At 38.2% G+C, this 25,713-nt stretch carries 22 protein-coding genes and 2 pseudogenes; 18 read left to right on the top strand and 6 right to left on the bottom strand.

Annotated elements, in window-relative coordinates; translation table 11 throughout:
* The first annotated feature begins 93 nt into the window (after positions 1–93).
* The 9 genes and pseudogenes from HMPREF2876_RS04500 (at position 94) to HMPREF2876_RS04465 (ending at position 10,053) form a co-directional block, all read left to right on the top strand.
* The gene (locus tag HMPREF2876_RS04500; RefSeq protein WP_070241841.1) at positions 94–1,569 is read left to right on the top strand and encodes a PTS galactitol transporter subunit IIC; all 1,476 of its coding nucleotides are present in this window, start codon (positions 94–96) and stop codon (positions 1,567–1,569) included.
* Between the two features lie 78 nt (positions 1,570–1,647).
* Positions 1,648–2,580: a 1-phosphofructokinase family hexose kinase gene (locus tag HMPREF2876_RS04495; protein ID WP_070584294.1), complete on the top strand. Its 933-nt coding sequence runs from the start codon at positions 1,648–1,650 to the stop codon at positions 2,578–2,580.
* A gap of 98 nt (positions 2,581–2,678) precedes the next feature.
* Positions 2,679–3,212, top strand: coding sequence for an isoprenylcysteine carboxyl methyltransferase family protein (locus tag HMPREF2876_RS04490; RefSeq protein WP_024052808.1), 534 nt, complete (start codon positions 2,679–2,681; stop codon positions 3,210–3,212).
* Positions 3,213–3,467: 255 nt separating this feature from the next.
* Positions 3,468–4,304 carry a PRD domain-containing protein gene (locus HMPREF2876_RS04485; protein ID WP_070241839.1) on the top strand — a complete coding sequence of 279 codons (837 nt, stop codon included), beginning with the start codon at positions 3,468–3,470 and terminating at the stop codon, positions 4,302–4,304.
* Between the two features lie 10 nt (positions 4,305–4,314).
* Positions 4,315–5,715 (top strand): 6-phospho-beta-galactosidase, encoded by a 1,401-nt coding sequence (lacG, locus tag HMPREF2876_RS04480; RefSeq protein WP_070241838.1) that lies wholly within the window; start codon positions 4,315–4,317, stop codon positions 5,713–5,715.
* A gap of 13 nt (positions 5,716–5,728) precedes the next feature.
* On the top strand, positions 5,729–6,052 hold the full coding sequence (locus tag HMPREF2876_RS04475) for a PTS sugar transporter subunit IIA (protein WP_070241836.1): 324 nt from the start codon (positions 5,729–5,731) through the stop codon (positions 6,050–6,052).
* Between the two features lie 4 nt (positions 6,053–6,056).
* Positions 6,057–7,362: pseudogene (locus HMPREF2876_RS04470) on the top strand (PTS transporter subunit EIIC); the annotation flags it as partial.
* 44 nt (positions 7,363–7,406) lie between these two features.
* A pseudogene (locus tag HMPREF2876_RS11130) lies at positions 7,407–7,712 on the top strand (lactose/cellobiose PTS transporter subunit IIB); the annotation flags it as partial.
* Between the two features lie 112 nt (positions 7,713–7,824).
* Positions 7,825–10,053, top strand: a complete 2,229-nt coding sequence (locus HMPREF2876_RS04465; RefSeq protein WP_070584292.1) for a glycosyl hydrolase 53 family protein — start codon at positions 7,825–7,827, stop codon at positions 10,051–10,053.
* A 34-nt stretch (positions 10,054–10,087) separates the two neighbouring features.
* Here HMPREF2876_RS04465 and HMPREF2876_RS04460 read toward each other — a convergent pair whose 3' ends face one another.
* From HMPREF2876_RS04460 to HMPREF2876_RS04450, 3 genes are all read right to left on the bottom strand, one after another.
* Positions 10,088–10,345, bottom strand: coding sequence for a GIY-YIG nuclease family protein (locus HMPREF2876_RS04460; RefSeq protein ID WP_024052994.1), 258 nt, complete (start codon positions 10,343–10,345; stop codon positions 10,088–10,090).
* A complete protein-coding gene (locus HMPREF2876_RS04455) occupies positions 10,335–11,081 on the bottom strand; it encodes a tRNA1(Val) (adenine(37)-N6)-methyltransferase (RefSeq protein WP_070241831.1) in 747 nt (248 codons plus the stop codon). The genes HMPREF2876_RS04460 and HMPREF2876_RS04455 overlap by 11 nt, the downstream gene beginning before the upstream one ends.
* Positions 11,082–11,177: 96 nt before the next feature.
* Positions 11,178–13,532: a cation-translocating P-type ATPase gene (locus tag HMPREF2876_RS04450; protein ID WP_070584290.1), complete on the bottom strand. Its 2,355-nt coding sequence runs from the start codon at positions 13,530–13,532 to the stop codon at positions 11,178–11,180.
* 119 nt (positions 13,533–13,651) lie between these two features.
* On the opposite strand from HMPREF2876_RS04450, the gene HMPREF2876_RS04445 reads away from it, so the two are divergent.
* The 7 genes from HMPREF2876_RS04445 (at position 13,652) to HMPREF2876_RS04410 (ending at position 19,484) form a co-directional block, all read left to right on the top strand.
* Positions 13,652–14,392: a lysophospholipid acyltransferase family protein gene (locus HMPREF2876_RS04445; RefSeq protein WP_070584288.1), complete on the top strand. Its 741-nt coding sequence runs from the start codon at positions 13,652–13,654 to the stop codon at positions 14,390–14,392.
* Positions 14,393–14,438: 46 nt separating this feature from the next.
* Entirely contained in the window at positions 14,439–15,080 is a 642-nt protein-coding gene (locus HMPREF2876_RS04440; protein WP_024052998.1) for a DJ-1/PfpI family protein, read from the top strand.
* A 192-nt stretch (positions 15,081–15,272) separates the two neighbouring features.
* A complete protein-coding gene (locus tag HMPREF2876_RS04435; protein WP_070584286.1) occupies positions 15,273–17,366 on the top strand; it encodes a C69 family dipeptidase in 2,094 nt (697 codons plus the stop codon).
* A 193-nt stretch (positions 17,367–17,559) separates the two neighbouring features.
* Positions 17,560–17,835 (top strand): helix-turn-helix transcriptional regulator, encoded by a 276-nt coding sequence (locus HMPREF2876_RS04430; protein WP_024053000.1) that lies wholly within the window; start codon positions 17,560–17,562, stop codon positions 17,833–17,835.
* A gap of 54 nt (positions 17,836–17,889) precedes the next feature.
* Positions 17,890–18,123 carry a hypothetical protein gene (locus tag HMPREF2876_RS10890; RefSeq protein ID WP_224783939.1) on the top strand — a complete coding sequence of 78 codons (234 nt, stop codon included), beginning with the start codon at positions 17,890–17,892 and terminating at the stop codon, positions 18,121–18,123.
* A gap of 95 nt (positions 18,124–18,218) precedes the next feature.
* Positions 18,219–18,479, top strand: a complete 261-nt coding sequence (locus HMPREF2876_RS10885) for a DUF3169 family protein (RefSeq protein WP_042754189.1) — start codon at positions 18,219–18,221, stop codon at positions 18,477–18,479.
* 303 nt (positions 18,480–18,782) lie between these two features.
* Positions 18,783–19,484, top strand: coding sequence for a CPBP family intramembrane glutamic endopeptidase (locus HMPREF2876_RS04410; RefSeq protein WP_070584283.1), 702 nt, complete (start codon positions 18,783–18,785; stop codon positions 19,482–19,484).
* A gap of 126 nt (positions 19,485–19,610) precedes the next feature.
* On the opposite strand, the gene nrdF is transcribed toward HMPREF2876_RS04410, so the two are convergent.
* The 3 genes from nrdF to nrdH all read right to left on the bottom strand — a co-directional run bounded on the left by nrdF (position 19,611) and on the right by nrdH (position 23,195).
* On the bottom strand, positions 19,611–20,570 hold the full coding sequence (nrdF, locus tag HMPREF2876_RS04405; protein WP_024053002.1) for a class 1b ribonucleoside-diphosphate reductase subunit beta: 960 nt from the start codon (positions 20,568–20,570) through the stop codon (positions 19,611–19,613).
* A 152-nt stretch (positions 20,571–20,722) separates the two neighbouring features.
* Complete coding sequence (gene nrdE / locus HMPREF2876_RS04400; RefSeq protein WP_070584281.1) at positions 20,723–22,882, bottom strand: class 1b ribonucleoside-diphosphate reductase subunit alpha; 2,160 nt, start codon at positions 22,880–22,882, stop codon at positions 20,723–20,725.
* A gap of 94 nt (positions 22,883–22,976) precedes the next feature.
* Entirely contained in the window at positions 22,977–23,195 is a 219-nt protein-coding gene (gene nrdH / locus HMPREF2876_RS04395; protein ID WP_003023812.1) for a glutaredoxin-like protein NrdH, read from the bottom strand.
* A 397-nt stretch (positions 23,196–23,592) separates the two neighbouring features.
* On the opposite strand from nrdH, the gene HMPREF2876_RS04390 reads away from it, so the two are divergent.
* Positions 23,593–23,856 carry a phosphocarrier protein HPr gene (locus HMPREF2876_RS04390; RefSeq protein WP_003023815.1) on the top strand — a complete coding sequence of 88 codons (264 nt, stop codon included), beginning with the start codon at positions 23,593–23,595 and terminating at the stop codon, positions 23,854–23,856.
* 1 nt (position 23,857) lies between these two features.
* Complete coding sequence (gene ptsP / locus HMPREF2876_RS04385) at positions 23,858–25,591, top strand: phosphoenolpyruvate--protein phosphotransferase (protein WP_024053004.1); 1,734 nt, start codon at positions 23,858–23,860, stop codon at positions 25,589–25,591.
* Positions 25,592–25,713: the final 122 nt, after the last annotated feature.

Genomic DNA, 25,713 nt, shown 5'->3' with positions numbered 1-25,713 from the left:
GAAACGCTAGATAAAAACAATTTTTATCTACTGAAATAGTTATTTCACTTTTCATTCACTATCATTCAAAAAATAAAATCGGGAGGATTTTTTATGAATGTCATTATTGACTTAGCGAATCGCTTCTTTAAACCCATTTTGGATATGGGTGCACCAATTATCATGTTGATAGTCTTGACGGTGCTTGCTTTATGCTTTGGAGTGAAGTTTTCCAAAGCTTTGGAAGGTGGTATTAAACTTGCCATAGCTCTTACGGGTATTGGTGCCATTATCGGTATGTTAAATGGTGCTTTCTCGGCTTCACTTGCGAAATTCGTTGAAAATACAGGAATTCAACTTAATATTACAGACGTTGGTTGGGCACCATTGGCGACGATTACATGGGGTTCTGCTTGGACGCTTTACTTCTTACTCATTATGCTCATCGTCAATGTTGTGATGTTGATTACAAAAAAGACAGATACCTTAGATGTTGATATTTTTGATATTTGGCATCTATCAATCACAGGTCTATTGATCAAATGGTATGCGGACAATAATGGTGTTAGCCAAGGTGTTTCTCTCTTTGTCGCAACGCTTGCTGTTGTACTCGTTGGAGTAATGAAAATTATTAACTCGGATTTAATGAAGCCAACATTTGATGACTTGCTCAATGCACCAAGTTCGTCTCCAATGACATCTACTCACATGAACTACATGATGAATCCAGTCATTATGGTTTTGGATAAGATTTTTGATAAATTTTTCCCTTGGCTGGATAAGTATGATTTTGACGCTGCCAAGCTGAATAAGAAAATTGGTTTCTGGGGCTCTAAATTCTTCATTGGATTTATCCTTGGGATTGTAATTGGAATTATGGGAACGCCGCATCCAGTATCTGGCGTTGCCGAAGCAGCAAAATGGTCACTTGTTATCAAAGGTTGGTTGTCTCTTGGTTTGACAGCTGGTGTCTGCTTGGAATTGTTCTCACTTATTGGTTCTTGGTTCATCGCGGCAGTAGAACCTCTTTCACAAGGAATTACAAATGTTGCAACAAAACGTCTTCAAGGACGTAAATTCAATATTGGACTTGACTGGCCATTTATCGCAGGTCGTGCAGAAATCTGGGCATGTGCCAATGTTTTAGCACCAATTATGCTAGTAGAAGCAGTCCTTCTTTCTAAAGTCGGAAATGGTATTTTGCCACTTGCTGGGATTATTGCAATGGGTGTTACTCCAGCACTTCTGGTTGTTACACGTGGTAAGCTTATCCGAATGATTGCATTTGGAACTTTGTTGCTTCCGCTCTTCCTTCTATCTGGAACACTTATTGCGCCATTTGTTACGGACTTAGCGAAAGGCGTAGATGCATTTCCTAAAGGGGTAGCTAGCACACAATTGATTACCCACTCTACTCTTGAAGGTCCAATTGAAAAATTACTTGGTTGGACAATCGGAAATGCTACAACAGGCGATATCAAAGCTATCTTTGGTGTTATTGTCTTTCTAGTGTTCTATATTGGTATCTTTGCTTGGTATAGAAAACAAATGATTAAGCGAAATGAAGAATACGCTACAAATGCAAAATAGAATAATAAGATAACAATAAGCTGGACTATTCCTTTTGAAATAGTCTGGCTTTTGATTGAAAAAAAGAAAGGAAGAAACATGATCCATTTAGTTTGTCCAAATCCAGCTTTGGATCGGACAGTTTTACTTAGTCAGTTTAAAGAAGATGTGGTCAACCGACCAAGTCAAGTGCATGAAAATGCTGGCGGAAAGAGTTTTAATGTGGCTTATGTCCTGAATTGCGAAAAAGGCGAAGAACAAGGAAATTTTTGCATTCATACAATGTTAGGTGGCAAAATGGGCGAATATATTCAACGATTAAATGAAGAAGACGGTATTCCGCTCGTTGTGACAGAAGTTGATAAAAATACGCGTACTTGTACAATTATGATTGATACAGAATTAGGAAAAACCTATCTTGTGTATGAAGCGGGATTTGAGCTGAATAAGGATTTATTAGAACAATTCACTGCAAATCTTATAAAGCGCATTCAATCTGGCGATAGCGTTGTGTTTTCTGGCTCTTTGATGAAAGGGATGCCAGATGATTATATTGCACAAATTGGTCGTCTTTTGCCAGAGAATGTGAATTTAGTAGTAGACACAAGCGGTGTCGCACTAAAAGCAGCTTTTTCAGCACAACCTGACATTGTAAAAATTAACGATGAAGAATTGGCAGAATTAACAGGATGTCCAGTTGAAACTGCAGAAGAAGCAGCAAAACTTCTCAAAGAATATGATGAAATTCCCTATTTCATTGTGACAATGGGAGGAAAAGGAGTCGTAGCACGCCTGCAGGATGATGTTTTCCAACTGACGTTTCCAACAATTCATGTTAAAAATCCTATTGCGTCAGGCGACTTTTTCCTTGGAAGTCTCTGCCATGCTTTAGAAAGTAAGGAGAGAGTTGATAGAGAGGCTGTCATTCGTGCCTGTGCTTATGCAACAGCTAACTGCCTGCAATGGACTCCAAAAGTAGACCCAGCCGATGTAAAACGAATTGTAGACGAAATCGAACTAACAACATTGTAAATTCTTTCTACAGTTTATATGATATTTTTTGAATGTATTGACTTAGGAAATCCCCACTTTATATAATAAAATAGATTATTTTATTATAAGGAGGTCGTATGACTTTATCAGGACTTATTGTTTTAGCGGTATTTGTATTTCGGTTGGTATTTCTAAAAATATCGATGAAGAATGAGAAAGCGATATTGGCAAATGGTGGGCGCGAATATGGCGTGCAAAATACCAAGTATATCACTATTCTTCACATTTTATTTTACCTTTCTTGCTTTGCTGAAGCTACGATACGTCAGGTTTGGTTTGACGCACTTAGTGCTATAGGTTTGGGGCTATTGCTATTTTCAATGTTTATGCTCTATGTTGTGACGCAATTATTAGGGGACATTTGGACAGTGAAATTGATGCTTGTAAACGATCATAAGTTTGTCGATCATTGGCTTTTCCGCTATGTGAAACACCCAAATTATTTCTTGAATATCGTTCCAGAGTTGATTGGTTTAGCATTACTTTGTCATTCACTAATTTCATTTTGTATTCTATTTCCTCTGTATGTGGTAGTTTTGTATAATCGCATCAAGGAAGAAGAGAAACTGCTCAAAGAAGTCATTATCCCAAATGGTATTGCGCAGAAGTAAGTTATTTTTTTAAGTGTAGAATGAAAGATTTTAAATTTATACAAATTATCCATTTTGTATAAATTTTTAAAAAATAAAGTAAGAAAGGGCTTACAAAAGTTTGAAAATGTGTTAAACTCTATTCATAAAGTTAAATAAAACATGGATTGTAACTAAGAAATTAGGCGAGACCATAAATGACCCAAGTAAAAAGTCTTGGTTTGTTTATGGCTTTTTTTATGTTTTACAGAAAGATTGTTAGGAAGGAGGACACGAATGTTTCGAATTGTCCAGCCACTAAATAATAATGTTGCGGTGGTCAAAAATAAAAGTGGTGAACAGGCTGTTGTCATGGGGCTCGGTATCATTTTTAAAAAGAAAAAAGGGGATTTGCTGGCAGAAGAACGAGTAGAAAAAGTCTTTCAACTAAAAAGTGAAGAATCGCGCGAAAACTTTTCTGCTTTGTTAAAAGATGTTCCCTTGGACTTTATCACGACTAGTTATGAAATTATTGATTATGGTATTCAACAGTTCCAATTTCCAGTTCAAGAGTACATCTATGTAACTTTGACAGATCATATTTATTGTAGTTATCAAGCGCTGCAAAGAAATACTTATAAAAGTAATCACTTGCCGGATATGTCGGAGCAATATCCGACGGAGTACAAAATTGCTGAGCATGCTTTGGTGATTTTAAAAGAAAAATTGGATGTGGATTTTCCAAAAGATGAGATTGGGCGGTTAGCCTTACAGTTTATCAATGCGAAAGGCGAAGATGTCGTGATTAGTAAAGATGAACAAACACTGACCCGACAAATGATTGCTTTGGTGCAAGAGGAACTTTTAAAACATGGTATTAAGCGGACAAAAAAGAATAGTAATTTTTATGATCGTTTAATGATTCATTTGACGTACTTTATTGAGCGTTTGGATCAAGATGACAGTGATTCAAAAGTCTCAATGAAGAGTTTGGAAGAACATATCAAAAAGGATTATCCAGAAGCCTATCAGATTGGTGAAGATATTTATGAAGTCATTCATCAGCATTTGGGTGGGGGACTTCATCCAAATGAGAAAGTGTATTTGGTGATTCATATTCAAAGATTATTGTAAAGGAGAAGACATGTTTCAATTACCAGAAGATTTTATTTTTGGCGGTGCAACAGCTGCTTATCAAGTAGAAGGAGCTACAAAAGAAGGTGGAAAAGGTCCGGTCGCTTGGGATGAATTTTTAGAAAAACAAGGACGATTTTTGGCAGATCCAGCCAGCGATTTTTATCATCAATATTCAAAAGATATTGAGTTGTGTGAGGAGTTTGGCGTCAATGGTTTGCGCTTGTCTATTGCTTGGAGTCGGATTTTTCCGAATGGACGTGGTGAAGTGAATCAAGAAGGAGTAGATTTTTATCACCGTGTTTTTGCTGAATGTGCGAAACACCACGTCCTGCCGTTTGTTACATTGCATCACTTTGATACTCCGAAAATTTTGTTTGATCAAGGTGATTTTCTCAATCGTGATACGATTGAAGCGTTTGTGGAATATGCTGAATTTTGTTTTCAAGAATTTCCAGAGGTTCATCATTGGAGCACTTTTAACGAAATTTATCCTGTGGCGACCAATCAATACTTGCTCGGTGTCTTTCCTCCGGGGATTCAGTACGATTTGAGTAAGGTGATTCAATGCCTGCACAATATGATGTACGCGCATGCGCGTGTAGTAAATCTTTTTAAGGAAAAGGGTTACCTCGGTGAAATTGGAGTGGTGCATTCTTTGGAAACAAAATATCCAGCAACAGACAGCGAAGAAGATAAGTATGCAGCTTTTCTGGATGATGCGCTTTCTATTCGTTTCTTGCTAGATGCTACTTATCTAGGTTATTATTCAAACGAAACAATGGAAGCTCTTAATAAAATTTGCGCTGCTAACAATGCTAGTTATGAATTCCTTGAAAGCGACTTTGAAGAAATGAAAAAAGCTAGTCACCGAAATGATTATCTTGGAATCAATCATTATCAATGTCATTTTGTTAAGGCTTATCAGGGCGAATCAACTATTCATCATAATGGAACGGGTGATAAAGGCACTTCAGTTTATAAAGTGAAAGGCATTGGAGAACGGATTTACAAGGAAGGGATTGAACGAACAGACTGGGATTGGATTATTTACCCAGAAGGCTTGTATGACCTTTTATTGAGAATTAAGAAAGACTATCCACATTATCAAAAGATTTATATCACTGAAAATGGAATGGGCTATAAAGATGAGTTTGACAATGGTATCGTCATGGATAAGCCACGGATTGATTATTTGAAAGTGTATTTGCAATCTTTAAGCAAAGCTATTGATGCCGGTGTTGTGGTAAAAGGGTATTTCCTTTGGTCTTTGATGGATGTTTTCTCGTGGTCAAATGGCTACAATAAACGCTATGGCTTGTTTTACGTTGATTTTGAAACTCAAAAGCGTTACCCTAAGGAATCCGCTTATTGGTACAAGCATGTTAGTGAAACAAAGATTGTGATTTAAGAAGGGAGATAAGATGAATAAAAACGAATTACAAATGTTGGGATTTGAAATCGTAGCTTATTCGGGGGATGCACGTAGTTGTTTACTGAATTTGCTGAAAGAGGTTCGTCAAGGGAATTTTACAAATGTAGATGCTGCTTTAAAAGAAGCAGATGAAAATTTGAATTTAGCCCACAATTCACAAACGCAGATTTTAGCACAAGAGGCAGCTGGGGAAGATTTAGATTTAGGATTTATCTTTATTCACGGTCAAGATCATTTGATGACGACATTATTGTTAAAAGAATTAATCATAGATTTTATTGAATTATATAAAAATCAATACAAGGAGGACTAATTCCATGAACGGAATTATCAAACAAATCGAGAAAGGAAAACCTTTCTTTGAAAAAATATCACGCAATATTTATCTTGGCGCTATTCGTGACGGATTTTTAGCCGCCATGCCTGCAATTTTATTTTCAAGTATTTTTATCTTGCTAGCAGCAATTCCAGAAATTTTTGGATTTAAGTTGCCAAATGACGTTTCCACCTGGCTTTGGAAAGTATATGGCTATTCTATGGGTGTAGTAGCTATTCTCGTGTCCGCAACGACCGCTCGTTGTTTGTCAGAATCAATGAACCGCAATATGCCGACCAACAAGACTATCAATTCGGTTTCTGTTATGTTGGCTTCCATTGTGAGCTTCCTCCTTTTAAGTGTGGATCAAATTGAAAACGGTTTAGCGAATGGCTACATGGGAACAAAAGGGATTTTAGCGGCTTTTGTAGCAGCTTTTATCACGGTAAATGTTTATAAATTCTGTGTATTGAAAGACATTACTATTAAGATGCCAAAAGAAGTTCCTGGAACAATTTCTCAAACTTTCCGTGATGTCTTTCCATTTTCATTTGCAGTATTTGCTGCTGTTCTGATTGATACAATCGTACGTTATTTCTTTGGGCATTCGTTTGCAGAAGCTGTTATCACACTTCTCCAACCTTTGTTTACCGCAGCTGATGGCTATTTAGGAATTTCAATTATTTGGGGAGCAATGGCGCTCTTCTGGTTTGTTGGTGTGCATGGTCCTTCAATTGTAGAACCAGCTATTGTCGCGATTATTTATGCAAATGTGGAAACAAATTTACAGTTGGTAAAAGCAGGTCATCATGCTTCAAACGTGTTGACAGTTGGACTTGGAAACTTCGTTGGCACAATGGGGGGTACAGGTGCAACATTGGTTGTTCCATTCCTCTTCATGCTCTTTGCAAAATCTAAGCAATTAAAAGCTGTCGGGAAAGCTTCCTTTGTTCCGGTTTGCTTTGCAGTCAATGAACCATTGTTGTTTGCAACACCGATTATTTTAAATCCTTATTTCTTTATTCCATTTTTAATCACTCCAATAATCAATGTTTGTGCTTTCAAGTTCTTTGTTGATGTGTTAGGTATGAATAGCTTTATGTATGTCCTTCCTTGGGCAACGCCAGCACCGATTGGCTTGATTTTAGGTACGGGTGCAGGAATCTTATCTATTGTCTTGATGCTGTTGTTGATTGTAGTTGATTCTTTCATCTACCTTCCATTTATCAAAGCGTACGATGATTCATTAGTAGAAGAAGAAGCGAAAAAAGCAGAAGTGATGGAGCTCGAAGAAGCAGCAGAAGCAGAAATAGACGATCAAATTCAAGCGGTTGCAGATGGAAGGCATCATAATATTTTGGTTCTATGTGCCGGTGCAGGGACAAGCGCCATGCTAGCAAATGCACTAACAGAAGGCGCAGTAGAACTAGGCATAGACCTTAGTTCAACAGCTGGTGCTTATGGTTCGCACTACGATATTATGAAAGATTTTGACATGATTGTGCTAGCTCCACAAGTCAATTCTTACTATGAAGATATTAAGAAAGATACGGATAAATTGGGCATCAAACTTGTTGCGACAAAAGGTGCTGAATATATCAAATTGACGCGTGATCCTAAAGGTGCTGTGCAATTCGTTCTTTCGCATTTTGAATAACTAGCCTTCTTATAAAATGTTCGTTTAAAAACTGATAAAACCTATTTCTTGTTTTATCAGTTTTTTAAAGCGAATACTAAAATATTAAACCAATTAGAAATAGGAAAACTGTATGAAAATAGGATTAAGATTGTCGCTTGTTTTTGCTGCTAGTCTTTGTTTGCTTGGAGGAGTCATTCCTATTAAAGCTAATGAAAATACTAAGATACGTGTTGATAAAGTAGAAAATTTATCATCTGATTTTATCATGGGGACGGATATTTCAACAGTAATTGCTCAAGAACAAAGTGGTGTAGAGTACAAAGATGAAAATGGGAATGTCAAAGATATCTTTGATATTTTGAAAGAAAATGGTGTGAATTACATTCGCGTTAGAGTATGGAATAATCCTTATGATAATAACGGACATGGTTATGGCGCTGGAAATAGCGATATAGAAAAGGCGATTGAGATTGGCAAACGAGCTACAGCACATGGTATGCGGCTACTAGTGGACTTTCATTATTCAGATTTTTGGGCTGATCCAGGACGGCAAGTTCCACCAAAAGATTGGACAAATATGAATGTGTCTGAAAAATCAGAGGCTTTATATCAATACACCAAAACGAGCCTTCAAAAAATAAAAGCAGCTGGTGTCGATGTTGGAATGGTTCAAGTTGGTAATGAAACAACGAGTAGCGGGATAGCAGGTGAAGCAGGAGAGGAACGCTATCAGTTGTTTGCAGCAGGCGCCAAAGCAGTGCGAGAAGTGGATGCAACTATACTGATAGCTTTTCATTTTACAAACCCAGATAAAACGGAAACGATACTAAATTACGCAAAAGGTTTATCAGATCACCATATTGATTATGATGTATTTGCTACTAGTTATTATAGTTTTTGGCATGGTAATTTAGATAATCTGACTTCAGTTTTAAAGACAGTGACCGAAAAGTATGGGAAAAAGACACTTGTAGCAGAGACTTCTTATGCCTATACATTAGAAGATGGAGATGGTCAACAAAATGTTATCCGAACACAAAATCAAATGCTGGTAGGTGGCTATCCCGCCTCTGTTCAGGGGCAATCGCATGCCTTACGAGATGTCATTGATGCAGCGAATAAAGCAAGTGCATTAGGCATCTTTTATTGGGAACCAGCTTGGACACCGGTTAGTTCCAAAGGAAAAGAAGTAAATACACCTATTTGGGAAAAATACGGTTCGGGCTGGGCTTCTAGTGCCGCCATTGGGTATGATCCAAATGTTAATCAGGAAAATTACGGTGGCTCTGAATGGGATAATCAAGCATTGTTTGATTTTACAGGAAAAGCTTTGCCATCACTTGCAACATTTAAATATGTTTATACTGGGTTGAATACAAATCTAAAATATGATAAGAATGAAGAAGCAGAGCTGCAAGAGAGTTTGTTATCAAATTCTAGCTTTGAGGAAGAAGATCTTTCAGATTATACTTTTAACGATTTTATCAAGCGTAGACAAGACACGCCTAAAACAGGCAAGTATGCCATGAATTTCTACAATGGCGCAAACGATTACACAACTGGCATTGAAAGAAAGATAACACTTCCAGCAGGAACTTATCAATTTTCTGCTCAAATTCAAGGTGGTGATACGAATGGCTCTGAAGATATTTATGCTTTTGCTCGTGCTGAGGCAGTAAATGTTCAAAGTGAAAAAGTCAAACTAGCTGGTTGGTCAAATTGGCAGACAGCGAAATTGAACTTTACACTAACAAAAGAGACAGAGGTGACACTGGGAGTATTTGTGAAAGCAAATAAAGGTTCATGGGGAACAATTGACGATTTGCTTTTAACCAGAGAAGGAGTAGATAAGACAAAGTTGGGAACCGCTCTTTCTTCGGCAAAAGAAAAATTAGCGGAAACTATGCATTATACAAAGGATTCACTTGTGAACTTAAAAGAACAAGTAGAAGAGGCGCAAGCTATTTTACAAAAAGATGATGCGACACAAGCAGAAATTGATGCAGAATGTGAAGCATTACAGACTGCCATTCAAGCCCTTGTACCACTAGAAAATCAATCTTTATCTAATGTTCAGCATGAAGATGGTAAAAAAACAAAGGAAAATTCTAATAATAAAGAACAAAAAGGAGAAAACTCCCATGCTGGGTTGACAGATTCTGATTCGTCTAATAAAAATGGGAAGTCTTCTCAAACGAATAGGAACAAGGAAACTTTGCCTACTACAAGTGACAAAAAATTAGCTAAAACCAAAGAATTATTACCAAGTACAGGAACTAGCATGTCATATTTAGCTGGTATCGGTGTTGTTTTTCTGAGTGTATTTGTTGCTGTCATTTCTAAGAAAAATAACCAATAAATCATTGCAAAAAAGTAGAAAGACCTCCCGCTTTCTACTTTTTCTTATCTGCAATATATTCTAATTTTTGTTGTCGTGTTTTTCTTTTAAAGAGGGCCTCGGCTGACATGGCAGAAGGTTTGTCGGGAAATTCTTCTTGATACAAAAGAGTAACAGGTAATCGTGCACGGGTATATTTGGCGCCTTTTCCAGCATTATGTGTGTCTACTCGTCTTTTGACATCGGTCGTATACCCTGTGTAAAGAGAGCCATCGGAACATTCCAGAACGTACATATAGGCTTTAATTTCCATAGTAAATCTCATGAATTTCTGGAGTGTAGCTGCCATCTTCATTATGAATGAAAAGCGGTGGCAGGATTTTTAGACCATCACGAGAACCATCTTTAATAGCTTCAATGAGGAGCATATTGGCTTCGCGATTTGCTTTTGGGTAAACAAACTGAATGCGTTTCGGAGCTAAATTGTGAGCTGTCATGGTCTCAATAATATCAAGGAAGCGTTCAGGACGATGGACCATTGTTAAACGTCCGTTTGATTTTAAAACCCGTTGAGAAATTTGACAGATTTCTTCCAAATTTGTCGCAATTTCATGACGTGCAAGCAAATAATGTCGGCTTGCATTAAGATTAGAATGTTCATCTACTTTAAAATAAGGCGGATTGCAGAGGATCATGTCTACTTTGCTACCACTGATATATCTGGTGAGATATTTCAAATCATCTTGAATGACCTGCATTTGGCTGGTTAGATTATTTAGCTCAATAGAGCGCTGGGCCATATCTGCGAGACGTTCTTGAATCTCAACAGCAATGATTTGGGCTTGTGTGCGCGTGCTTGCAAAAAGTCCAACAGCACCATTTCCGGCACAGAGATCCACGATAAGACCACGCTTAGGTAAGTTTGGAAAGCGGGAGAGGAGCACGCTATCTACTGAATAGCTAAAGACCTCTCGATTTTGGATAATTTTGACGTCAGTAGAAAAGAGCTGATTGATTCGCTCACCGTCTTTTAAAAGAATTTCTGCCATATACCCTTATTATATCATGATGTAGAGGAAAAGAAGTAATAAAAATAAGCAGTAAGACAAAAATGTACGGCTTTTCTTACTGCTATAGGTTAAATTTTACAAATTCTGTTCCCGTTCATTCTGTCTGTGTGTCACAACAATAAAAATAATTGTAAAGAGGAGCATCAGAATGAAATAGATTGGCAAACTGTTGCTGGTTAGAGTAGCGATTTCGATGTACTTTTGCAGGAGAACGGCTGTTCCAAAGAAGCCAATGAGTGACCAGAGGATCAGCAGAATCCGCCAGAGATTGAGTGGCAGGCAGGCACGGATAACAGATAGAAAGCCGATAGAGCCTAATAAATAATAAAGCAGAGTTGAGATTTCTATTTGTGACCAGCCATGTAGTCCACCGAAAATATTGACAAATAAAACGCTAAAGACGACCATTAAACCGCTCGGTAGAGCCTTAAAAATAGCTTTTTTAAGAAAGTCGGGTTCGACTGGTTTGATATTGCGCTCAAAGGTGAGGACAAAAGGTGGTAAACCTTCAACAAATTGGTCAATTAAGGTGATTTGAATGGGGATAAATGGAAAGACCAAGAGCCATTCTGCTCGTCCCAGTAAGATACTAGAAATACAAATGATTGTCAAAATGAACGAATAGGTTGTTTTAATGAGGAAAATTGGTGCAATGCGGGCGATGTTATTAACAACACGGCGTCCTTCAAAGAGAATTTCAGGGACATCGTTAAAGTCAGAATTGAGCAAAACGAGATTGGCAACCTGTCGTGTTGCGGGATCTCCTTCAGCCATGGCAATGGAGCAGTCTGCTTCCCGTAATGCCAGAATATCATTGACTCCGTCACCAGTCATAGCTGTGGTGTGTCCTGCTTTTTTCAGGGTTTGAATGATAAGTTTCTTTTGATGAGGAGAAACACGACCAAAGATAGCAGTCGTTTCTGCCAGCTCAATCAACTCTTGATTCGTTACTTTTGAGCAATCAACATAACTTTGGTAGTTTGCAAATCCTGCCTTTGCAGCAATGTTTGATACAGTAATTGGATTGTCGCCTGAGATGATTTTTAATCCCACTTCTTGTGAGCGTAAGTATTCCAAAGTATCAGCTGCTCCGTCACGAATCGGATCTGTGATTTCTAAAATGGCAATGGGTTGAATGCTACTTGGTAAGTGAATGTGTTTATGGTCAATGCGTTCAGGACTAATAGCTAAAGCAAGCACACGCGAACCACGCTTTTGAGCTTCCTGTGCTAGCTCAATTTCTTCATGAAAGAGCATTTCAGGCGCACCGAGAAAGACAGTACCTAAGTCCGACATTTCCATAGCTCCCCATTTACGGTCACTCGAAAATGGAATCATATTACTTGTTTGATAGTCAGTCGGAGTAGTAAATTGCTTGCGAATGGCTTGGGCAGTTGGATTATTGTCATCGCTTGCAGTGATATAAGCACTAAGAATGTCAGAGATTGCTTGTTCTGAAAAATCTTCTGTGAGTGGGCTGAAGGTTTCAACGTGCATTTTCCCTTGTGTAATGGTGCCTGTCTTATCAAGACAGAGCATATCAACACGGGCCAATGTTTCAACGGAGTACATTTCCTGTACGAGGACTTTTCGTAAGCCCAGCTTGATGACAGCTGTTAAAAGAGAAGTAATCGTTAAAAGAGCAATTCCTTTTGGCAGCATTCCCAGAAGAGCCGTTGAGGTATTGACAACTGAGTCTTTGACAGGTAAATGTTTTACAAAGAGAGCTTCTAGAAAGAGCGCAATTCCGAAAGGGATAATGATTTTTCCTGTAAAACCTGCAATCTTGTCCATGGATTTCATGATACGAGAATTGATTGGTTTGACAGTCTTAGCCTCTAGCATCAGTTTAGAAGCATAATTATCAGAGCCTACATGAGTGATTTTAGCAATAACACGCCCGCTGGCAAGAAAACTTCCTGAGAGCAATTGCTCCCCAATCTCCTTTTGAACAAGGTCACTTTCACCTGTCAACATGGCTTCGTTCACTTCTGCAAAACCGTCTAAAACAGTTGCGTCACTTGGAATCTGCTCCCCCGTAGCCAATTGAATACAGTCATCCAAGACTAAGTCTTCTGGATTGATTTGACTAGATTTGCCATCGCGAATGACCGTTATCTTTTCTTTGTTTAAAAGATTCAGTTTGTCGACCATGTGTTTAGCTCGCAATTCTGTCACGATACCAGAGAGGGCATTAAAACAGATAACAGCAAAGAAAACCAAGTTGCTCCATGCTTGTACAGTAACGAGTGCCAGGGCAATGGTAAAATTTAACGCATTAAATAGCGTAAAAACATTGCGCTTGATGATTTGCCAGGTGCTGGTACTCGTATTGGCTGTAAAATTATTGGTAAGTCCTTGTGCAATTTTTTCTTGGACTTGCTGGTGGGTTAATCCTGTAAATTCTTTCATGTTCATGAGGATAATCATACCATTTTTTTAATAAAATTTCTAATAGAATCCATTCAGCTGTAACAGTTTTAAAGCAAAAAAAGTTTGCGAGTGGTCATTGGATAAGGTATAATAAAAAGGATAAGAAGGGAGAGCCTATGTTTTATAGATATTTAAGAAGATTGGTGATGTTGATTTTATGGGCTTTAAATGGTAATGCTCAATACCATCATTTGGAGAACATTCCAGACCAAGAGGAAAATTATATTTTAGTGGCTCCACACCGTACTTGGTGGGATCCTGTTTACATGGCTTTTGCAACAAGACCCAAGCAATTTATCTTTATGGCAAAAAAAGAATTGTTTACAAATCGCATCTTCGGTTGGTGGATTCGCATGTGTGGTGCATTTCCGATTGACCGTGAGAATCCAGGAGCATCTGCTATTAAATACCCCGTCAAGATGTTGAAATCAAGCAATCGGTCTTTGATTATGTTTCCAAGTGGAAGTCGGCATTCGACAGATGTAAAAGGGGGCGTTGCACTGATTGCTAAAATGGCAAAGGTACGCATTCTTCCAGTTGTTTATGTAGGACCGATGAGTTTGAAAGGTTTGGCAAAAGGCGAACGTGTAGACATGGATTTTGGACAACCCATTGATATTTCAGACATCAAAAAGATGAATGATGAGGGTGTGGAAGAAGTTGCCTGTCGTATTCAGACAGAATTTGATCGTTTAGATGCAGAAGTAGCAGCTCTTGAAGTGAAAAAAAATCCAAATATATTATTGCTAATCCCCCGTTTGATCGCTCTGTTACTGTCAATTGTTGTTGGCTTGCTGACATTTGCTTTCAGTTTCATCGCAAGTTTCGTTTGGGATCCTGATAAACATAGGAAATAAAAATCTTGTAGAAGAGGTATGCCTCACCTTTCGAGAAGGAGCATCTATGAAAATAGCAGTTTTGCTGTATCCAGCATGTTCATTGCAGGAAATCACAACTTTGACATCAACACTTTGTCTTTCTTTTGGACAATCTTTGGATTATCTTGCTTCAGAAAAGAAAGTCTATACGAGTGAAGAAGGATTGCAAGTTATTCCAGATTTTACTTTTAAAGAAGTGCAAAATGAAAAGTATGATTGCATCATATTGCCAGGCACGCTAGAGCCATTTGTTAGCCTTTATGATTCCAGACTAATTTCTTTTTTGGAAAGGGTAGACACAAAGCGGACGATAGTAGCGGCTATTTCCTCATCTCCTATGTTTTTAGGGAAAGCAGATTTGTTGAGAAGCCGGTATTACACAGGTGGTCTGTATATGGAATTAGTAGAGTATTTTTCTTTTTTGGAAAAAGGAACTTTCCTCCATCAGCCTGTTGTAAAAGACAAGAATGTTATTACAGCCATTGGATTTGCTTATGTAGAATTTTCTCAAACCGTTTTGAATGCTTTAGGATTAGAAGTGCCGAGCGATTTCTTTTTGAGAAAAAATTCCTACACTCCAGAAGAGTTAACGTATCATTTAGAGACTGCTGATTATCAAGAAATACTGCAAGAAATTTTACGATATGAACAAAAATTCCAGGAATGATTTTCTGGTTTTTTACTATGAATTTTAAGATATAAGGAACCAAAACACACGAAACTTATATGAAACCGCTTGCTAAAATAGATTTAAAATAGTATACTAAATTTAAGGTATACGGTTTTAAAAAGGTGATAAGAGTGATGCTCACTCTTAAAAGTTGATGTATTCAACATGCAATCATAAAAGGAGAAATATATGAAAAAATTGATTTTTCGCTTAACAATTCTGCTATCTACTCTCATTCTCTTTCCTTTTCAAGCAGTAGAAGCCTGTACAGGTTTTATTGTTGGGAAGAACTTGACAGCAGATGGTTCGACTTTGTATGGTCGTACAGAGGATTTGGAGCCTAATCATAACAAAGTCTTTAAAGTTCATCCAGCCAAGAACAATCAAGCGGGAGAAAAGCTGATTGATGAAGCCAATGGCTTTGAATGGCAATTACCCGCACATAGCTATAAATATACTTCTGTTTCGGACGTTACACCAAAAGACGGTATTTTTGATGAAGTAGGCTTCAATGAGCATGGAGTTTCCATTTCTGCTACAGTATCAGCTAAGGCGAATAAAGATATCCAGAAAGTTGATCCTTATGTGGAAAAAGGTTTAGCAGAATCCATTATGACAACGGTTGTCTTGCCACATGTCAAAACGGCTCGTGAAGGTGTGGAGCTCATTGCAGAGATTGTCAAAAAACAAGGCGCTGCTGAAGGAAACATTGTGACAATTGCAGATAAGACAGGTGTCTGGTACATGGAAATCTTATCTGGTCATCAATATGTTGCCATTAAATATCCAGACGACAAATATAGTATTTTCCCTAACACCTTTTTCTTAGGAAGTGTTGATTTTAATGATAAGGAAAATGTCATTGCTTCAGAAAATGTAGAAAAAGTAGCACGAGATGCAAATTCCTACAAGGAAATCAATGGCATGTTCCATATTTCCCAATCTTACAATCCGCCAATGGCAGAAGCTGATCGTTCGCGTGCTTGGGCAGGTATTAAGGCTTTGAATCCAGACGCACCAGTCAATTATGATGATAAATATTTTGATTTGTTGCAATCTAGCAATAAGAAAATCAGTGTTGCAGATGTGATGCGGATGCAGCGGAACCGTTTTGAAGGAACGCAATTTAAACCCCTTGACCAAATGGAATTGGACGGGAAAGGCATTCCTCAACGTGGAAAAGTAGATCCAGTCTATAAATATCCTCTTGGCAATCCAAACGTAATGGAAGCGCACATTTTCCAATTGAAAGATAATATCCCTGCTAGCATGGGTGGTGGCACAATGTGGCTTTCTGTTGGTAGTCCTCGCTTTGCACCATACTTGCCATACTATGGAAATATCAACAATACTTATGCTGCTTATCAAGTTGATACAACGAAATATGACAAAGATTCTTGGTATTGGGTTGCGTCACACATTTACGATATGGCAGCCAAACATCAAAAATTATTTGGCAATAGCATTCAAGAAAAAGGGAAAGCTTTGGAAGCACGATTGATTGAAGAACAAGCCAAATTAGATGAACAATACGCAGCTGCAGGTGGAGCTTCGTCAGAAGAAGTGACTGCGTCTAGTATGGCGCGTGCAGAGGCAGTCTTTAAAGAAATGAAAGCTCTAGAAGCTGAAATGGAAGAAAAGATTAAAAATGAGCAAACGCCACCAAGCTCTAGCTTAGAACCATCTTCAAGTACAAGTGAGTCATCTTCAACCACATCTTCCACTTCATCTACATATCAATCTTCTTCAAGTACAAATGAAACGTCTACATCTAGTTCATCAGATACTGAAAAACCTAAACCAAGCGAAACTTCTGATACCTTAGTGGATACAGCCACAGGGGTTCGCTTGCAAAATGCAGATTTGGTGAAAGCTAATCTCAAATTAGCAGTTAAAAAGACGATTGAAGAAAACGCAGATAGCTATGACATTACCTTGACCAATCCAAAAGGCGAAGCAGTGTCACAAGTCAGTTCAACAGTAGTGACAGTACCAGTGAAGCAAGGTGCTACGGTGGATTCTGTTTATGCTATGAAAGACGGCAAGCAAGCGGAAAAATTTGATTTTGTTCTCAACAAAGATCAAACGATTAGCTTTAAAACAACACACTTCTCTACTTACAAAGTAAATTACAAAGTTGTCAAAGAAACGCCAAAACAAAATAAACGTGGCTTCCTTCCGTCAACTGGTGAAAAAGTAACCTTCCTCGGTTTGGTAGGAATTGTCATTTTAGGAGTTGTCATCTTCATCTTAGCAAAACGTTCAAAAAAGAATAATGACTAGTTGAAGCAAGAAAATCAACATCATGTTGAAGGGATTCCCTCAAAGTTAGGTACAAACTAATTTTGGGGGATTTTTATATGAATTGGATAAATTTCTACATTGAATTGACAATGATAATGTTAATGATTTTTGATAACAATAGTTGTCAAAATGACACGAATGAGTTACAATAGAGATGAAAGGAGAGGAGCATATGAAGCTGGAAAATCGATTAAAAGAACTTCGAGCGCGAGATAGGTTGAATCAAACAAAGTTGGCTAAAAAAGCAGGAGTTTCTCGACAAACCGTCAGTTTGATTGAGCGGGGAGAGTATGCTCCGTCTGTCATCATTGCCTTGAAGATTGCACATATTTTTGGAGAAAACGTAGAAAATGTATTTTATCTAAAGGAGAATAGCGATGAAAAAATGGATGAAAATTATCGGTTTACTAGTAGTGAGTGTTTTGCTAGGAATTTTTGTAGCAAATAGTTGGCTCGGAAATTTCCATTTTCCAACTTTTTAAATAGTACACTTTTCGGGTGGATGATTCGTGTGCTTAATCTGATTTTATTCTGTATGACAATTTATTTACTACAGTCTAGTCGGACAATTCAAAGCCAGTCAGAATTAACAAATGGAGATGAATTAAATGAACAACTTTATCAGAAGATGTTCAAAAATTTGGAATATGGTACTATTTTATTAGACGTTGTGACAATCTTGACGATTTTTGATATACTAACATTAATGTATTCATTACTAAAAATAGTGTTTTGATTACAGGCAGTTTATTTCCTTATGTAGCACTTGCTTTTATTCTATATGGACAATATTGTCTCCAAAAGACAATTGAGTAGGTTCGGCATGTTAAATTGCCAATCGTTACATTTCCCGAAGATGTTTTAGCCTTGATGAAGACCTATGATGAAGCAGAAAGAGAAGCACATTATGAGCAGAGCTTTAAGATTCTTTTTCAGTTAAATCAGTTTATTTTGCCAGCGTTCTACATCCTCCTGTTTACTATTTCGCTTCTATTACGTGAAATTCAATACCTTCCTATTGCAATTGTAGTATTTATCCGTCTTTACATCAATGTAGTAAATATTTCTATGATAAAGAAATACTTTAAATAAGGCTGGTCAAAAAGTATCTCTACCTCTATCTCATTTAGTGATAAGCGAATAGCACAATAGGTGATTGCTCAAAGCATTGCTTTGAGGTGGCGGATAGGGCTTGCGAAGCAAGTCTGAAACCTGTTCGCTTTTCAAGCTAGAAAGAACACTTTTGACGAAAACTCTGTTTTCTTTATCCACCGCCTCAACAGTCAGGGAGACTGTTGATCAGTCTTTCATGTAGGGAACTACGAACTTAAATTTTTCAAGATAAGTTCTGTCCCAATCTTATGAAACATAACTAGTTATACGAGGAGCATTTTAATGAAAAAAATAGCCCATCTTGGACTTGGAATTTTAAAATTATTGGGACTGATTGTGTTAGTCATGGCTATCAATGGCATTCCTATGTTGTTTCTAGCTAGAGGGCAAGATTTGCCCGTGTATATAGAAATTTTACTGGTGTTAGCCTACCTTGTGCTCGTGTTTTTTGCTATCCGCACTTTATGGAGAAGATACCAAACACACATCTCAAAAGACGTCAAAGTTCTGTCGTTTTCTTGGGGAGATTTTGGAAAAGTCTTGTTATTCTTTTTAGTGGCGAGAGTGGTAGCAGTAGTTGGAACTTATCTAAATATTCTTTTAACAGGACAAAGTACGACCAGCAACGATAACGCTTTACAAAGTCTAGGAAAAATTATGTCTGTTAATCATATTTTTTTTGCTCTGTTATATGTAGTAACTGTTGCAATAATAGCTCCGGTGATTGAAGAATTAGTATTCCGTGGTTTTGCGACAATCTTTTTCTTTGAGAAAGATCAAAAAATATCAGCAGCCATCATAACATCTATCATTTTTGCACTTCCTCATATTTCAAAATGGACAGAGTTTCCACTTTATTTTGCCATGGGATTAGTGCTTTATGCTGCCTTTGCACGTCGAGGAAATCTCAAGGATTCAATAGCTGTGCATATTTTAAACAACACACCAGCAGCTCTCGTTATGCTGCTTACGATGTTTCAATAGTGGTTTAAAAATGGCAAATCATTCATAATTTAAAATCAAAAACACGAAAGGAGTAGTACCACTTATTGTTGGTATGTCCCATTCGTGTTTTTGTGTTATTAGATGTTATTTTTGTTAATTGATATTTTATAACCCGTAATTATAATCATCATCTTGCATGGCTTCAACTTCACCAAGAAGATAACCGTTTCCGACTTGAGAAAAGAAGTCATGGTTAGAGGTTCCAGTTGAAATACCATTCATGACAATCGGATTGACGTCATCAGCTGTATCAGGGAAAAGTGGGTCTTGACCAAGATTCATCAGAGCTTTATTAGCATTATACCGAAGGAAAGTTTTGACTTCTTCCGTCCATCCGACGCCGTCATACAAAGTTTCTGTATAGTCTTCTTCGTTTTCATAGAGGGTGTAGAGCAGGTCGTACATCCATTCTCGGAATGTTTCTTGTTCTTCTTCTGGCAATTCGTTAAAGCCTAACTGGAATTTATAACCGATATACGTTCCGTGGACAGATTCATCGCGGATAATCAATTTGATGATTTCAGCTACATTGGCTAATTTGTTATTTCCAAGATAGTAGAGCGGAGTAAAGAAACCAGAGTAGAAGAGGAAGGTTTCTAAAAAGACACTGGCAACCTTCTTTTCAAGAGCATTTCCATTGAGGTAAATCTCGTTGATAATTTCTGCTTTCTTTTGCAAATAAGGATTTGTATTGGTCCATTCAAAAATTTCGTCAATTTCTGATTTCGTGTTAAGGGTTGAGAAAATAGATGAATACGACTTAGCGTGAACAGACTCCATGAATTGGATGTTATTCAACACAGCCTCTTCATGAGGTGTGCGAATATCTCCTCGGATAGCTTCGACACCTGATTGGGATTGCATCGTATCCAATAATGTTAATCCGCCGAAGACCTTACCAACAAGGTCTTTTTCTTTAGGTGATAATTTTCTCCAGTCATCCAAATCGTTGGAGAGGGGGATTCGCGTATCGAGCCAGAATTGCTCGGTCAGCTTTTCCCAAGTGGACTTGTCAATGACATCTTCAATGGCATTCCAGTTTATGGCTTTATAATAGGTTTTCATGTTGATTACTTTCTTTTATTCCAATTGATTTTTATCGTTTACAGATAGTTTAAATTTGTTCTGAAAGGTTTTTAAAAACTTTATATAGTACAAAAGAATCTCGCTCATAGCAGCTGTTGTACTAACATAAACAAGAGAAATTTTAATCCTCGTTAAATCACGCAGCTCTCACACTGGTTGGCTCCAACTTCGCCGCCGTCATCTGTAAAGGTGCGGACATAGTAGATCGATTTGATGCCCTTGTTAAAGGCATAGTTGCGCAGGATAGACAGGTCGCGTGTCGTTTGTTTGTTTTCGGTTTTCCATTCGTAGAGTCCTTGCGGAATGTCGCTACGCATAAAGAGGGTCAGAGATAGTCCTTGATCTACATGCTCAGTCGCTGCTGCATAGACATCAATGACCTTGCGCATATCCATGTCGTAAGCGCTGGTATAATAAGGAATCGTCTCAGTTGATAGACCAGCTGCGGGATAGTAGATTTTTCCGATTTTCTTTTCTTGGCGTTCTTCGATGCGTTGCGTAATAGGGTGGATAGAAGCAGATACATCATTGATATAGCTGATAGAGCCATTCGGTGCAACGGCTAGGCGGTTTTGATGGTAGAGACCGTCAGCCTTAACCTTATCGCGTAACTCTGCCCAGTCTTCTGCAGACGGGATAAAGATGCCTGTGAAGAGTTCTTTGACACGGTCAGACTGAGGTACAAATTCACCCGTCAGGTATTTGTCAAAGTAAGTACCGTTGGCATAATCAGATTTTTCAAAGTTGTGGAAAGTCATGCCACGCTCACGAGCAATATTGTTGGATTCAACAAGTGTCCAATAATTCATGAGCATAAAGTAAATGCTGGTAAACTCAACTGATTCAGCTGAACCATATTCAATCAACTGTTGAGCCAGATAACTGTGTAAGCCCATGGCTCCTAGCCCAAAAGTATGAGCTAAGCTATTGCCATGATCAATAGTCGGAACGGCTTTGATGTGAGAGCTATCTGTAACAAACGTTAGCGCCCGCGTCATGGTACGGATAGACTTACCGAAATCTGGTGAAGTCATCATATTGACTACATTGGTCGACCCAAGATTGCAAGAAACATCCGTTCCCAAATGTACAAATTCTTGAGCATCATTCAGGAGACTTGGTTCTTGTACTTGCAGGATTTCAGAGCAGAGATTACTCATGATGATTTTACCGTCGATTGGATTTGAACGGTTAGCTGTATCGATATTTACGACATAAGGATAGCCAGATTCTTGTTGGAGTTTAGAAATTTCTGTTTCTAAATCACGAGCTTTAATTTTCGTTTTATTAATCTTAGGGTTGGCAACCAATTCGTCATATTTGTCAGTAATATCAATATAAGCAAATGGGACACCGTACTCGCGTTCAATAGAGTAAGGACTGAAGAGGTACATTTCCTCATTCTTACGAGCTAATTCGTAAAATTTATCTGGAATGACAACTCCTAAAGAAAGAGTTTTAACCCGAACTTTTTCGTCAGCATTTTCTTTCTTTGTAGAAAGGAAAGCGATGATATCTGGGTGGAAGACATTGAGGTAAACAACCCCGGCTCCCTGACGTTGCCCCAGCTGGTTAGAGTAAGAGAAGCTGTCCTCAAACAGTTTCATCACTGGTACAACACCAGAAGCAGCCCCTTCATACCCTTTGATGGGAGCACCTGCTTCACGCAGGTTACTGAGAGAGATCCCAACGCCACCACCGATACGAGATAGCTGCAGAGCAGAGTTAATGGAGCGGCCGATAGAGTTCATATCATCTGTTACTTGGATGAGGAAGCAAGAAACTAGTTCACCGCGACGGGCACGTCCTGCATTGAGGAAGCTTGGTGTAGCCGGTTGATAGCGCTGGTGAATAATTTCATTGGCAATATCCTTGGCGATTGCTTCATTACCGTTGGCAAAATAGAGCGCATTGAAAAGAACGCGGTCTTCCATGCTTTCAAGGTAATACTCGCCGTCATTTGTTTTGAGAGCGTATTGATTGTAGAATTTATAAGCTGCCATGAAAGATTTAAAGTGGAAATCTTGCTCATGAATGAAGGAAGCTAGCTCTTCGATGTATTCAGGTGAATAAAGCTGGATGAATTCTTTTTCTAAATAGTTTTCTTGAATTAAATAGTGAATTTTTTCTGTGATAGAAGAGAATTTTTTCGTATTTGGTTCAACATTTTCTTTAAAGAATGCTTCCAAGGCTTCCTTATCTTTGTGAAGCATAATCTGTCCGTTGATTGGACGGTTGATTTCGTTATTCAGACGGAAATACGTCACGTCTTCGAGTTGTTTAAGTCCCATATTGTTCCTTTTCTAAATAATTGAATTGTTTTGCAAAAGAAAGAGCTTCTATGGTTTATAGAAGCGGCTGGATAGCTCTATGATTACAACAATTTTATGATAATTTTTTCAATTTACCTGGTTGAAAACCGGAAAATGCTTCCGTTGGAGTTTGAACGACTGGAGCAGCATTAAAGCCTAAGCTTTTCACATGATCGATGTATTCAGGCTGTTCGTCCAAGTTGATTTCACGATATTCGACATGATTCGTATCTAAGAAGCGTTTTGTCATTTTGCATTGCACGCAATTATTTTTTGAGTAAATAGTTACCATAATGAACTCCTAATTTCTTTAAATTCAGTATAGAATTAGTATATCCAAATCAGGGAATTTTGTCAACTGTCACGTTCTAAATATTGTGTTTTGTTTTGGAATTTTAAATACCATGATACTAGATATAGTGTTTTCTTGGAAAGAGAAAAAGATAGAATGAACTCCTGTTTTGGGCTTCGTTAGACTAAGCTTTCCTTAGGGAACAATGGATTAAAAATGTGTCAATCAATTGGACAGTGAAAATCTCGTTTTAATGAAATTTCAGTAATTCTCATAAAAAAGACTTGCTGAATACACATAAAATTCTTGAAAAAATTTTACAAAGATGTTATAATCTAGAATTGTAAGGGTTATCACATGAGACCCCAAAAAGATTACATTAAAGGAGAGTCAAACTATGGCTTCTAAAGATTTCCACATTGTGGCAGAAACAGGTATTCACGCACGTCCAGCAACTTTGTTAGTTCAAACTGCTAGCAAATTTGCTTCAGATATTACTCTTGAATACAAAGGTAAATCAGTAAACCTCAAATCAATCATGGGTGTTATGAGTCTTGGTGTTGGTCAAGGGGCTGATGTAACAATTACTGCAGAAGGTGCAGACGCTGATGATGCAATTGTAGCAATCGCAGAAACAATGACAAAAGAAGGATTGGCTTAACATGACAGAAATGCTAAAAGGAATTGCAGCATCTGATGGTGTTGCTGTTGCTAAGGCATATCTACTTGTTCAACCGGATTTATCATTTGAGACTGCTTCAGTCGAAGATACAAATGCAGAAGAGGCTCGTTTGGATGTAGCTCTTGAAGCTTCACAGAACGAGCTTTCTGTTATCCGTGAGAAAGCAGTAGAAAGCCTTGGAGAAGAAGCAGCTCAAGTATTTGATGCTCACTTAATGGTACTTTCTGACCCAGAAATGATTGGTCAGATTAAAGAAACAATTCGTGCAAAAAAAGTGAATGCTGAAGCAGGTCTGAAAGAAGTAACAGACATGTTCATCACTCTCTTTGAAAATATGGAAGATAACCCATACATGCAAGAACGTGCAGCAGACATTCGCGACGTGACCAAACGTGTGTTGGCTCACTTGCTTGGTGTACGCTTGCCAAACCCTGCTATGATCAATGAAGAAGTGGTTGTGATTGCTCACGACTTGACTCCTTCTGATACCGCTCAATTAGATAAAAACTTTGTTAAAGCTTTTGTAACCAACATTGGTGGACGTACAAGTCACTCAGCTATTATGGCTCGTACTCTTGAAATTGCTGCGGTTCTTGGAACAAATAACATTACCGAATTAGTAAGAGACGGTGATACAGTTGCTGTGAATGGAATTACTGGTGAGGTTATTATCAATCCAACAGAAGAACAAGTTGCAACCTTTAAAGCAGCGGGTGAAGCCTATGCAAAACAAAAATCTGAATGGGATTTACTGAAAGATGCTGAAACAGTAACAGCTGACGGAAAACATTTTGAACTGGCTGCAAACATCGGTACACCAAAAGATGTTGAAGGTGTCAACGCTAATGGCGCTGAAGCTGTCGGACTTTACCGTACTGAGTTTCTTTATATGGATTCCCAAGATTTCCCAACAGAAGATGAGCAATATGAAGCTTACAAAGCTGTTTTGGAAGGCATGAATGGTAAGCCAGTTGTTGTCCGCACAATGGATATTGGCGGAGACAAAGAGCTTCCTTACTTTGATCTTCCAAAAGAAATGAATCCATTCCTTGGATTCCGTGCGCTTCGTATTTCAATTTCGGAAACAGGAAATGCAATGTTCCGCACACAATTACGTGCACTTTTGCGTGCATCTGTTCATGGGCAATTGCGTATCATGTTCCCAATGGTTGCTTTGTTGACTGAATTCCGTGCAGCAAAGGGCATTTTGGAAGAAGAAAAAGCTAAATTGCTTGCAGAAGGTGTGGCAGTTGCGGACAATATTCAAGTTGGTATCATGATTGAAATTCCAGCGGCAGCAATGCTCGCTGACCAATTTGCAAAAGAAGTTGACTTCTTCTCAATTGGTACCAATGACTTGATTCAATACACAATGGCTGCTGATCGTATGAACGAACAAGTTTCCTATCTTTACCAACCATATAACCCATCTATCCTTCGCTTAGTGGATCGAGTGGTCAAAGCTGCTCACGCTGAAGGCAAGTGGGCTGGTATGTGTGGTGAAATGGCAGGTGACCAAACTGCTGTTCCACTTCTAGTTGGTATCGGTCTGGATGAGTTCTCAATGAGTGCAACATCTGTTCTTCGTACACGTAGCTTGATGAAGAAATTGGATACGAAGAAGATGCAAGAACTTGCTCAACGTGCTCTTACAGAATGTGCAACGATGGAAGAAGTTCTTGAACTTGAAAAAGAATATCTTGATTTTGAATAATATCGAAACGGAGACCATGGTCAATTAAGACAATTGGAATCTCAATTATTGAAAGAGGGCGTTGTTGTCCTCTTTTTTATATTGCAGATAATTTAGTTTTTCCATGCTCCTTTTCACTTCCT

Source organism: Streptococcus sp. HMSC073A12 (genome assembly GCF_001812815.1).
GTDB lineage: Bacteria > Bacillota > Bacilli > Lactobacillales > Streptococcaceae > Streptococcus > Streptococcus vaginalis.
Note: the sequence above shows the minus strand (reverse complement) of the source record. Positions and strands in the feature narration are given on the sequence as shown.

Bases quoted from the DNA above. Each gene is read 5' to 3' on its own strand.
- HMPREF2876_RS04465 (WP_070584292.1), top strand. From the start codon at position 7,825: ATGAAAATAGGATTAAGATTGTCGCTTGTTTTTGCTGCTAGTCTTTGT.
- HMPREF2876_RS04450 (WP_070584290.1), bottom strand. From the start codon at position 13,532: ATGATTATCCTCATGAACATGAAAGAATTTACAGGATTAACCCACCAG.
- HMPREF2876_RS04445 (WP_070584288.1), top strand. From the start codon at position 13,652: ATGTTTTATAGATATTTAAGAAGATTGGTGATGTTGATTTTATGGGCT.
- HMPREF2876_RS04435 (WP_070584286.1), top strand. From the start codon at position 15,273: ATGAAAAAATTGATTTTTCGCTTAACAATTCTGCTATCTACTCTCATT.
- HMPREF2876_RS04490 (WP_024052808.1), top strand. From the start codon at position 2,679: ATGACTTTATCAGGACTTATTGTTTTAGCGGTATTTGTATTTCGGTTG.
- HMPREF2876_RS04460 (WP_024052994.1), bottom strand. From the start codon at position 10,345: ATGGAAATTAAAGCCTATATGTACGTTCTGGAATGTTCCGATGGCTCT.
- nrdE (WP_070584281.1), bottom strand. From the start codon at position 22,882: ATGGGACTTAAACAACTCGAAGACGTGACGTATTTCCGTCTGAATAAC.
- HMPREF2876_RS04440 (WP_024052998.1), top strand. From the start codon at position 14,439: ATGAAAATAGCAGTTTTGCTGTATCCAGCATGTTCATTGCAGGAAATC.
- HMPREF2876_RS10890 (WP_224783939.1), top strand. From the start codon at position 17,890: ATGATTCGTGTGCTTAATCTGATTTTATTCTGTATGACAATTTATTTA.
- HMPREF2876_RS04475 (WP_070241836.1), top strand. From the start codon at position 5,729: ATGAATAAAAACGAATTACAAATGTTGGGATTTGAAATCGTAGCTTAT.
- lacG (WP_070241838.1), top strand. From the start codon at position 4,315: ATGTTTCAATTACCAGAAGATTTTATTTTTGGCGGTGCAACAGCTGCT.
- HMPREF2876_RS04500 (WP_070241841.1), top strand. From the start codon at position 94: ATGAATGTCATTATTGACTTAGCGAATCGCTTCTTTAAACCCATTTTG.
- HMPREF2876_RS04410 (WP_070584283.1), top strand. From the start codon at position 18,783: ATGAAAAAAATAGCCCATCTTGGACTTGGAATTTTAAAATTATTGGGA.
- HMPREF2876_RS04495 (WP_070584294.1), top strand. From the start codon at position 1,648: ATGATCCATTTAGTTTGTCCAAATCCAGCTTTGGATCGGACAGTTTTA.
- nrdH (WP_003023812.1), bottom strand. From the start codon at position 23,195: ATGGTAACTATTTACTCAAAAAATAATTGCGTGCAATGCAAAATGACA.
- HMPREF2876_RS04430 (WP_024053000.1), top strand. From the start codon at position 17,560: ATGAAGCTGGAAAATCGATTAAAAGAACTTCGAGCGCGAGATAGGTTG.
- HMPREF2876_RS04485 (WP_070241839.1), top strand. From the start codon at position 3,468: ATGTTTCGAATTGTCCAGCCACTAAATAATAATGTTGCGGTGGTCAAA.
- HMPREF2876_RS04455 (WP_070241831.1), bottom strand. From the start codon at position 11,081: ATGGCAGAAATTCTTTTAAAAGACGGTGAGCGAATCAATCAGCTCTTT.
- ptsP (WP_024053004.1), top strand. From the start codon at position 23,858: ATGACAGAAATGCTAAAAGGAATTGCAGCATCTGATGGTGTTGCTGTT.
- HMPREF2876_RS04390 (WP_003023815.1), top strand. From the start codon at position 23,593: ATGGCTTCTAAAGATTTCCACATTGTGGCAGAAACAGGTATTCACGCA.
- nrdF (WP_024053002.1), bottom strand. From the start codon at position 20,570: ATGAAAACCTATTATAAAGCCATAAACTGGAATGCCATTGAAGATGTC.